The organism is Humibacter sp., assembly GCF_051954055.1.
Lineage (GTDB): Bacteria > Actinomycetota > Actinomycetes > Actinomycetales > Microbacteriaceae > Humibacter.
This window is the reverse complement of record NZ_JBQCIE010000091.1, coordinates 1-8,174: the sequence shown is the minus strand read 5'-3', so window position 1 is coordinate 8,174 and position 8,174 is coordinate 1. Positions and strand designations below refer to the sequence as shown.

9 protein-coding genes and 1 pseudogene are annotated in these 8,174 nt (G+C 63.8%); 4 read left to right on the top strand and 6 right to left on the bottom strand.

Features of this window, described 5'->3' with window-relative positions; translation table 11 throughout:
• The 4 genes and pseudogenes from ACTHNC_RS09960 to ACTHNC_RS09945 form a co-directional block, all read right to left on the bottom strand.
• A pseudogene (locus tag ACTHNC_RS09960) lies at positions 1–913 on the bottom strand (chaplin family protein); the annotation flags it as partial.
• Between the two features lie 146 nt (positions 914–1,059).
• Entirely contained in the window at positions 1,060–2,013 is a 954-nt protein-coding gene (locus ACTHNC_RS09955) for a hypothetical protein (RefSeq protein ID WP_440294445.1), read from the bottom strand.
• Between the two features lie 680 nt (positions 2,014–2,693).
• The gene (locus tag ACTHNC_RS09950; RefSeq protein WP_440294444.1) at positions 2,694–2,951 is read right to left on the bottom strand and encodes a type II toxin-antitoxin system RelE family toxin; all 258 of its coding nucleotides are present in this window, start codon (positions 2,949–2,951) and stop codon (positions 2,694–2,696) included.
• Positions 2,948–3,196, bottom strand: coding sequence for a type II toxin-antitoxin system Phd/YefM family antitoxin (locus ACTHNC_RS09945; RefSeq protein ID WP_440294443.1), 249 nt, complete (start codon positions 3,194–3,196; stop codon positions 2,948–2,950). The genes ACTHNC_RS09950 and ACTHNC_RS09945 overlap by 4 nt, the downstream gene beginning before the upstream one ends.
• A gap of 224 nt (positions 3,197–3,420) precedes the next feature.
• On the opposite strand from ACTHNC_RS09945, the gene ACTHNC_RS09940 reads away from it, so the two are divergent.
• Complete coding sequence (locus ACTHNC_RS09940) at positions 3,421–3,873, top strand: hypothetical protein (protein ID WP_440294442.1); 453 nt, start codon at positions 3,421–3,423, stop codon at positions 3,871–3,873.
• Between the two features lie 69 nt (positions 3,874–3,942).
• Here the strand turns inward: ACTHNC_RS09940 and ACTHNC_RS09935 are convergent, their stop codons facing one another.
• A complete protein-coding gene (locus tag ACTHNC_RS09935) occupies positions 3,943–4,077 on the bottom strand; it encodes a hypothetical protein (protein WP_440294441.1) in 135 nt (44 codons plus the stop codon).
• 465 nt (positions 4,078–4,542) lie between these two features.
• Between ACTHNC_RS09935 and ACTHNC_RS09930 the strand changes: the two genes are divergently transcribed.
• The 3 genes from ACTHNC_RS09930 to ACTHNC_RS09920 all read left to right on the top strand — a co-directional run bounded on the left by ACTHNC_RS09930 (position 4,543) and on the right by ACTHNC_RS09920 (position 7,327).
• Positions 4,543–5,340, top strand: coding sequence for a phosphotransferase enzyme family protein (locus ACTHNC_RS09930; RefSeq protein WP_440294440.1), 798 nt, complete (start codon positions 4,543–4,545; stop codon positions 5,338–5,340).
• 268 nt (positions 5,341–5,608) lie between these two features.
• Positions 5,609–6,904, top strand: a complete 1,296-nt coding sequence (locus ACTHNC_RS09925) for an SIR2 family protein (RefSeq protein ID WP_440294439.1) — start codon at positions 5,609–5,611, stop codon at positions 6,902–6,904.
• A 258-nt stretch (positions 6,905–7,162) separates the two neighbouring features.
• The gene (locus ACTHNC_RS09920; RefSeq protein ID WP_440294438.1) at positions 7,163–7,327 is read left to right on the top strand and encodes a LysM peptidoglycan-binding domain-containing protein; all 165 of its coding nucleotides are present in this window, start codon (positions 7,163–7,165) and stop codon (positions 7,325–7,327) included.
• Positions 7,328–7,358: 31 nt separating this feature from the next.
• Here the strand turns inward: ACTHNC_RS09920 and ACTHNC_RS09915 are convergent, their stop codons facing one another.
• The gene (locus tag ACTHNC_RS09915) at positions 7,359–7,679 is read right to left on the bottom strand and encodes a hypothetical protein (RefSeq protein ID WP_440294437.1); all 321 of its coding nucleotides are present in this window, start codon (positions 7,677–7,679) and stop codon (positions 7,359–7,361) included.
• Positions 7,680–8,174: the final 495 nt, after the last annotated feature.

The window sequence follows — 8,174 nt, the reverse complement described above, 5'->3', positions numbered from 1 at the left end:
TCGTCGTGCTGGAGTCGCCCAGTCCGCTGATCGCGTTGCCGCCGACTGTGATCGGGGCGTTCACCCCGACATCACCGAGAGCGCCGTTCAGCACACCGCCGTTGCCCGATGTGGTGCCGCCGGAGCCGGTGGCTCCCGTGGTCTGACCGGTCGTGGTGCTGGGCTTCGTGGTATTCGAGTCCCCGGCCACGCTGATCGCGTTGCCCGAGACCGTGATCGGCGCGTTCACCCCGACGGGCAGCAGCAAGCCGCCCAGGAGGCTGTCGTTGCCGGTCGTCGAGTTCGGCGTTGCAGTGGCGACGGCGCCCCCGGTACCGGTCGACGTATCCGCCTTGTCGGATGTCGAACTGCCCAGCACGCTGACTCCGTTGCCGCTGACCGTGATCGGCAGGTTCACCGTCACCGGTGCCACAGCCCCGCCGAGCACGCTCCCGTTGCCGCTGGAGGCCGCACCGGACGAGCCGGTGGACGCTGGAGCGGATGCGGGCGTTTGACTCGTCGTGGCGGGATCGGTGGTGGTGGAGTGGCCGACTCCGCTGATGGAGTTGCCCGAGACGGTCACAGGCACGGTCACCGTGCCGCTCACGATGTCTCCGGATGCGATCCCTGCGTTCCCCGAGGTCGCCGGAGCAGGAGCTGCCTGCGTGGATGACGTCGATGACGCGGGCGCCCCAGCCGCCGGCGTGGATGCGGATGTGGCGGCCGAATTGCTGAGCGCGTCGCCGATGCCGCTGATGGCGTTGCCCGCCAGCGAGAGCGGAGCACTCAGGTTGACGCCGAGCACATCGCCGGAGCCTGCTCCGTCGTTGCCGCTCGTGGAGGGCTCTGCCGCGTTCGCGGCTCCGATGCCCGCCAGTGAAAGACCGCCGAGGATGACTGTGAACCACAGCCCTCTCGACACGATTCTGTTCATGATGTAACTCCCCGAAAGAGTGAATGACTCGTTCCGGCGACGCGTCACAGACACGTCAAGACAGGAACGAAAGGATGCCGTCTTCCGCCGGTCGCCCGCGCAGCATCGTCAGGATGCCGGGCAAGGGCATGGCGGAGCGGACCCGCTCAATCAGGGGTGGAGTCGGTCTCGTAGGTAGGTGTCGATGGAAGCCGGTCGTCGCCCGGTGCCGCGGAAGTGGGGCCGAGGCTCAGGCCCGAAACCGCGAACTCAGGCACCGAACTGAAGACAGAACCGCTCCCAGAACCGCCTCCGGATGCCGCCCCGTTGCCTGTCGCGGAGCCGCCGGGCGGAGTACCAGGAGCCGACGGATCGCCGCCAGGCGCAGCTGGCGTAGAGGTCCCGCTGCCCAAGGCAGAAACGCCGCCCGCCTGCGATGAGGATGCCGGCAGACCAATCGCAAATGACGTCGCGGAGTCCGTCGAAGCGGCAGGAAGATCGGAGCTCACAGGCGCGTCGGTGCCGGATGGGGGTCCAGACGACGCCGAAGTCACAGGTGGAACGCCGGAGCCGGGAGAGGGCGGGCCGAAGACCGTACCGGTCACCGCGCCCACATCGCCGACCGCGCCGTCGACGGTTCCCGTCACGGGCGCCGTCGCACCGGAGAGTGATCCGAGCGTCGAGCTGAGCGTGGGGCCGACGACCGGGACGGAACCGACCATCTGGTCGACTGCGCTGGTGACGGGGGTGACGATCTGCGTGACCGAGACGGACTGCGTCACCGTGGTCACGGCATCCGTCACGGGCTGCACGACCTGCTGCACCGGAGCCGGAAGCGACTGGGTCACGGGGTTCACGGCATTCGAGACGGTGGACGTGACCACGCTGACCGTGTCGGAGACCGGAGCGGTCACGGCGCCGAGTAGGGATCCGACCGAGCCCAGCAGGCCAGAACCGGAGCTGGAACTCGACGGGGCGGACGGCGGTGTCCCCGGTTCGTCCGCGGAGGCGGAATGTGACCCGAACGCGAGTCCGAGCAGGACGAGACCGGCGGCCACTCCCAGCCCGCACAGCAGCAGGCGAAGCAGTCGCGAAGGCGTTCGCGCCTCGACAGTCTCCACGGTCCATCCCCGAATCTAGAACCTTGTCTAGACAATGTACGCGGCCTTATGCGCCGGCCGACAGTCTTCGCCATGCCCCTAACCGGGGGTCATGGATACGCGCGACGGTGTGCCTTCACCGACGCGCGAGCGGCTCTCCGACACGCCGACACGCCGTCAGATGGGGTCCGTTCCGGAAGTTCTCGATCGACGCGTCGCCCCGAATTGTCGGGGGCTCAGGGTAGCGTTGGGCCCGAACCGGGGCGAATCGTGAAAACACAACATCTAGTGGAATGACAATCGTGTGATTCACGTTATATAGTGGTGAACACCGCGGGGGGAAAACCGAGCGGCCGGGTGAGGAACCCGGGAGGACATACTTCAGGGGAGGTCACCATGGACTACGAAAACGACAGCGTCGGCGGCTACGCAGTTCCCGTCGACCCGATGGATCTTCTGCAGTGCGACAGCTGCCAGTAGGCATCCAGCACTGACAGAACAGAAGGACTCCGGCGCAGCAGCCGGGGTCCTTCTTCGTTTGTGTGCGAATTGCGAGCCTGATACTTGTTCGCGCCACCCGATACTCGTGCGTTTCGCGCGGCACGTGATACAAAACTGTTCGCGCGATCTGAGACCGTGCCCCGGCGATCACGGGTCGGGTGCGGGGGCGATGCTTCACAAGGGGATCCGCAATCGGGCCGTCAACGGTCGTACACGTCGCGGCGGTGGCCGAGTGTGATGACGGCGACGATGAGGACGTCGTCATCGATCGTGTAGATGATCCGATAGTCCCCGACACGGACTCTGAGCCCTGGTCGTCCCTTGAGCGCCTTGGCTCCGGGAGGCCGAGGGTTCTCACCGAGAAGTGAGATCGCTCCGCGAATGCGGTCGCGATCTTGATGGTCGACTCGCTTCAGTGCGCGAACTGCGGCGGGGCGCAGTTCGACCTGGTAACTCACGACCAGCCCAGATCGGCCTTCACCTGAGCCCAGGGGATATTCGGGCCTTCCTCGGCCATCGCCTCGTCGAACGCGGCAATGTCGTCGGTGTCTTCGAGCGCTTCCATCATCCGCTCATACTGCTCCGGGCTGACGACGACGGCGGCGCGCTGACCGCGACGTTCGATGAACACGGCTTCGCTCTGTGAGCGGTCGATGACATCGGAGAGGTGGCTGCGGGCATCTGCGACGCTGACGATTGACATGAGCTAATTGTACATCTCGGTCTAGTGGATGTACATTCTGGCGAGGCTGATCCGCCGGAGAAGCGCACAGTGCACGTGCACGGTAAGGGATCTTGATCGGGCGCTGCTGCATGGTTTCGGAGGTGGCACAATTCGATTCAGTTCCACTGACCTGAGCAAGAGGCACGATGACAGACGCGGGCGTCCCCATCCAGCACCGCCTCTTGATCACTACGGAGGTGGCGGTGAGATATTCACGTGCGGTGGGCCGTTACGTGCTCTTCCGTCCGTTGAGAGTCGCCATGGCGGTGATGCTGGAGGCGGGCTTTGTGTTCGCCGGGATGGGCGCTGCAGCGAACACGGGCACCCCCGTCACGTTTCTTGGTTACGTGCTCGCCGGCGCCGTCCTCGTGGCGGGTTCCAACGTGTGCCTCTATGCGTTCGCCGTGTGGAGTGTCCGGAGCCAGCTCCCCATCGGTGAGGAGTGGGCGACCGGGTTCGGCGCCGAGAAGATGCTTGAGGAGACTGCGGGGAGAAGGAGCCAGACCGCGTACAGCGTATTCACTCGCATGACGGTGCGCGATGGGGCCGTGTTCCTGCATCGCAGGACGTCCCGCTCGCCATACGTGCTGCCAGTTGAGCTGGTCCCCGCGGATGCCCAACAACTCCTCAGCGCTCGGCTCTCCCAGCGAGAATGACCACCTGACCGATCGCAAGGGACTCCACTCGGGCTGCGAGTCACCGCGAGGTGATCCGAGCGCGTTGGGTCAGCTCGACGGTGCCGCGGCGACGATGTTGGGTGTCGTGTCGAAGAACGGGCTTCGCCATCCGATCACCGTGAGTTCGTACGAACCGCTTGAATGGATGGCCGCGACTGGTGGACGTAGCCAGTCATTGTTCATGTTCAGAACTCCGCAATTGCGTGTCCGAACCTGCCGGTCGAAGGCGGTGGGTTCGCCCCACTTGTTGAAGTCTTTGGGCGAGTCAACAACGGTGGAGACCGCGCAGGCGATCCGTCGCACGTGCGTTTCCCACGCGACGGTCCATCCCGCTAGCGTAAGCGCGACGGCAAGGACGAGAGCCCCGATGAGCATGGCTTTACGAGAGCGCACTTGTTCTCGCCATAGGATCGGCGCCGCGGGTCGACGCGTCAGCTTTCTCAAGTCGTTCGGCCTCCACGCAGACGATCACCTGTGCCGGCACCGTGCCTTCGGCACGGAACGGCATGCCGAATATACGACCTACTCGACCTCTTCGGTAGAGCCACGATAGGACCGCTAGCGGATCCGCTCGCGGGCGGTGAGGATCGATGGACCACGTTCCCCACCCGGGCCAACATAGCTATGGGTGATTGACTGTCGAGGGTGATGCCTCAACCCCGCCTCGAGATGCTGTGGGAGGGCGCCGAGGCGACCGTTGCCCTCAAGACGCGGTTTCGGTTTACTGATGCCAGTCATGCTGCGGCTTGGCTCAGCGGCACGCTTCAAGAGCGCTGGGGGCTTCGTGTCGAGACGTGCGATCGTCTCGTGATCAGTGCGAACAAGCTCTTGGCGTGGCTAACCGTCGACGGACAGCGCCTGATCGCCAAATGCTCCAGCGAACCAGGACTCTTTGGACGACTTGCCGACATCGACGCTGTCACCTCATGGCTGGACGGTCAGGGCATCCCGGTAGCGGTGCCGATCGCCACCGTCGATGGCAACATGCGAGTCAACCGCGACGGCTACTCACTCGGCCTCTATCCCCTTGTCAGAGGAGACCTTCTGGACGTGGAAGACGACGCCCAGGTAGTAGCGGCCGGTCGGATGCTCGCGATGGTGCATCGCGCGTTGGCTGCCTACCCACAACCGTTCGCGGGTGCTTCGCCAAGTAAGGGTCAGCAGCTGGTCCACGGCGACTTCCGGTCGGCGAACATCCTCCACGACGGCAACGAAATCAGTGCGATCCTCGACTTCGACGAAGCGTCATACCGCACTCGAATAGCAGAGGTAGCGCAGTCGGCGGTGCTGCTTGGGACCCGATATCACAACTGGCAGCCAACAACCCCGGCAACTCGGACAACGTTCGTCTCGGCCTACAACAATGTTTCTCCGCTCACTCGTGCCGAACGCGACCAGTTCGATCACGTCGTCGCCTCAGTCTCAGCAGACTTCGACTGGAGCTGACCCCCGGACAGCTACTCCGCGGACTGCCGACACCCGCCGTGACTGCCGCGCGCAAACGGATCCTCCTGCGTGCCTTGCTCAGAACCCGCGCCGATGCGTCAACGAATCTGTTCGCGGTGGATGGCCGGAAGCCGCGCGGGCCACGCCTGCGGGCCTGGACGTTAGCTCGCCGGGCTTCCGCAGGTGGCTCGACGTCATCGACGTGCCGGTTGTCGTTTGGTCAGATTGTGGACCAGCCGCCGTCGGAGGCGAGCATATGATCGAGCTAATGGGAGAAACCGCGGTCTCTGCGATCGGCATGATTGTGGGCGCCGGATTCTCACGGCACATATCGCTGGCCATGCCGACGATGAGCGAACTCGCAGCGGCAATCTCTGGTGCTCCGGGCATAGATGCGTCGACGCTTTCAGCTTTTGGTGACGATCTCGAACAGTGGATGTCCTTCCTTTCGGTCGACCAGCCCTGGCTCACCGCTGCTCAGAACATTGAGAACCGTGCGACATTCCTCCGCGTTACCGAACTCGTGCAAGCGCAGATCAGCGCGGCGGAGAACGCGGCAGTCGCGAGTGCTTGTCCGGAGTGGCTTCGTCGTCTTTCCTGGACGCTCGCCGACTACAAGGCGAGCATCTTCACGTTCAACTACGACACATTGCTCGAACGTGCCCTTGGACAACTCCAACGATCGGTGTGGGCGGATCTCTATGCAGCACCGTTGACTCGGCGCAATGCAGGTGTGGGGCTCACGATTGGAGCCGACGGCCCCCGCGGGCCAATACCTGTCTTGTACAAGCTCCATGGATCCGTGAACTGGGCCTTTGGCGGGTTGGAAGCACCGCCTAGCGATCCGATCGTGCTGAAGAGTGACGGGGATCCTTGGTCTCCAGCAGCTCAATCTGGCCGGAGCGTGCCGCCTCGTGAAACCCATCTGTACGACGACCTTCAACCATTAGTGGTTCCTCCCACGTTCTCGAAAGGTCCGTATTTCGCAAACCGTGCCCTTCAAGCCCAATGGCGATCCAGCGCGGCCAGCCTCGCTGAGTGCCGGCTGCTAATCGTCGTTGGATACTCGTTTCCCGTCGGCGACCTTGTCGCGAGGCAGTGGCTAGCGACGTCGTTCAAAGGGGACACGGTCGTTGTAGTCAATCCTGACCACGACGTCGCGACACGGGTCCAAAACCTCCTACCCGAAACCGTGAAGGTGGAGCATTTAGAGAGCATCGGCGAGTTCGTCGACTGGATCAGTGGACCGATCGTTCATTGGAGAGTTGCAATCCCCGAGAACGACAACCTGGGTCTTCAGGTCGAGCTGGAAGTCGGCGGTGAAGACCTTCTCTCATCAGTGGACCGTACACAACCACCTTGGAACCCGTTCGACGAAACAGCACAGGGCTGGGTGCACCAACTGCTGGACAAGTTTCTGCCCGGCGCCCGGGAGAAGGGGTTGGAAGCAGAACCGTGGATGGGTTCTGTGCGCGAGTCAAAATGGGCCGTCATGCCCAAGAACTGGGCGTTTGACCGCGCCGGCGTCGGTGCCGCCATTGCTGAGGGCCGGTGCGGCAGGTGACACGTGTGTCGACTATCGCCGCTGAACGCCCGCTGGCGGATCTTCTTGTGGGCCGTTGGGCAGTAGTGTCGCCTCGTGGTGAAGCGATTCTGCCTCGTGAGTGCGACTCTCCTGATTGCGCTGGCTCTGGATGGCTGCACCTCGCCGAGTAGCGAACCGCGCGCGCCGACAGTTACCCCGACTGCGGTCTCTGGCACGTCCGCGTCTACGCCACCGTCGGCCGTCGATCATGGCCCAGAAATCGGAGCTGAGGGAAGTGTGATCGACGACAGCACGGGGGATCCTGTCATGTATGTCGTTGCCAGCGGTGACAATCTCTCTAGCATCGCGGACCGCCTCGGAATCACCGTGGACGAACTCACCACCACCTCCGGCGCCTACGCCGGCATCGTGCCCGGCCAGAGGCTAGCCCTCAGACCCTGAGCGGCCGCCGCACGCGACCGCCAACCCGCGGCTACGTGACCGTGTACCCGGCTTCGCGAAGGATCGCGATGATCCGGTTGATGCTGAACCAGCTCGTGATGATGGCCTGCTCGGCCGCATTCTCGCCCCAGCTAGCCCATACGCGCCGAAAGAATCGGCGCTCAAGCTTGAGCGTCACCTTCGAGGCGAAGACCTCGTTCCCCAGGACAGAGAAGGCGACGCCGTTCTCGTAGACATCAATCTGACGAGGAAACGGCCAACTCGTATTCACTGGCACCATCCCAGTGATCAACGACAACCCCTGCGGAGCCACGCTCGCCAACCGCTGACCGTACTCCTCAACGAGCGGCATCCGCACTCCTCTCGCCCAGCGATGTGTCGCGACCACATCCAACCACGAGGTCGCTCAAACACCGGAGCGCCAAGGGCGCCCGAAAGCCGGTCCCCCACCGTGCACACGTTGTCAGAATCGGCTCGTCGGCGCCGCTTCGGCCGGCGATGCACGTAAGACCCGCACGATGGAAATGCACGCGCAGGTACCGTAAACGTGCGTCCTATTTGAGCAACGATCATGTATTCGACGCCTCTTAGCGGCGCCGGCCAGGTTCCGCTTCGGAAGTATTGCCCGAGAGTGTGCCCCTGGGGCGTCTTGTATCAGGTAGCGCGAACAAGGATCGGATTCGCTCCTACTCGTCGTTGTGTACGGGTCGGCGCTCGGGCGCGGCTGCTGCCGCGCTGCGGGTCGCGACGGGGCATCCGTACAATGAAGCGCGTGCCAGTGAACCCCGCTATTCAGGGTCGCGCTTACCCGCCGACCGAGCCGTATCTCGTCGGAAGAGAGAAGGTG

Coding starts and splice junctions, on each gene's coding strand:
- ACTHNC_RS09945 (WP_440294443.1), bottom strand. CDS start 3,196: ATGTCAATCGTCAGCGTCGCAGATGCCCGCAGCCACCTCTCCGATGTC.
- ACTHNC_RS09935 (WP_440294441.1), bottom strand. CDS start 4,077: ATGAACAATGACTGGCTACGTCCACCAGTCGCGGCCATCCATTCAAGC.
- ACTHNC_RS09930 (WP_440294440.1), top strand. CDS start 4,543: ATGCCTCAACCCCGCCTCGAGATGCTGTGGGAGGGCGCCGAGGCGACC.
- ACTHNC_RS09925 (WP_440294439.1), top strand. CDS start 5,609: ATGGGAGAAACCGCGGTCTCTGCGATCGGCATGATTGTGGGCGCCGGA.
- ACTHNC_RS09915 (WP_440294437.1), bottom strand. CDS start 7,679: ATGCCGCTCGTTGAGGAGTACGGTCAGCGGTTGGCGAGCGTGGCTCCG.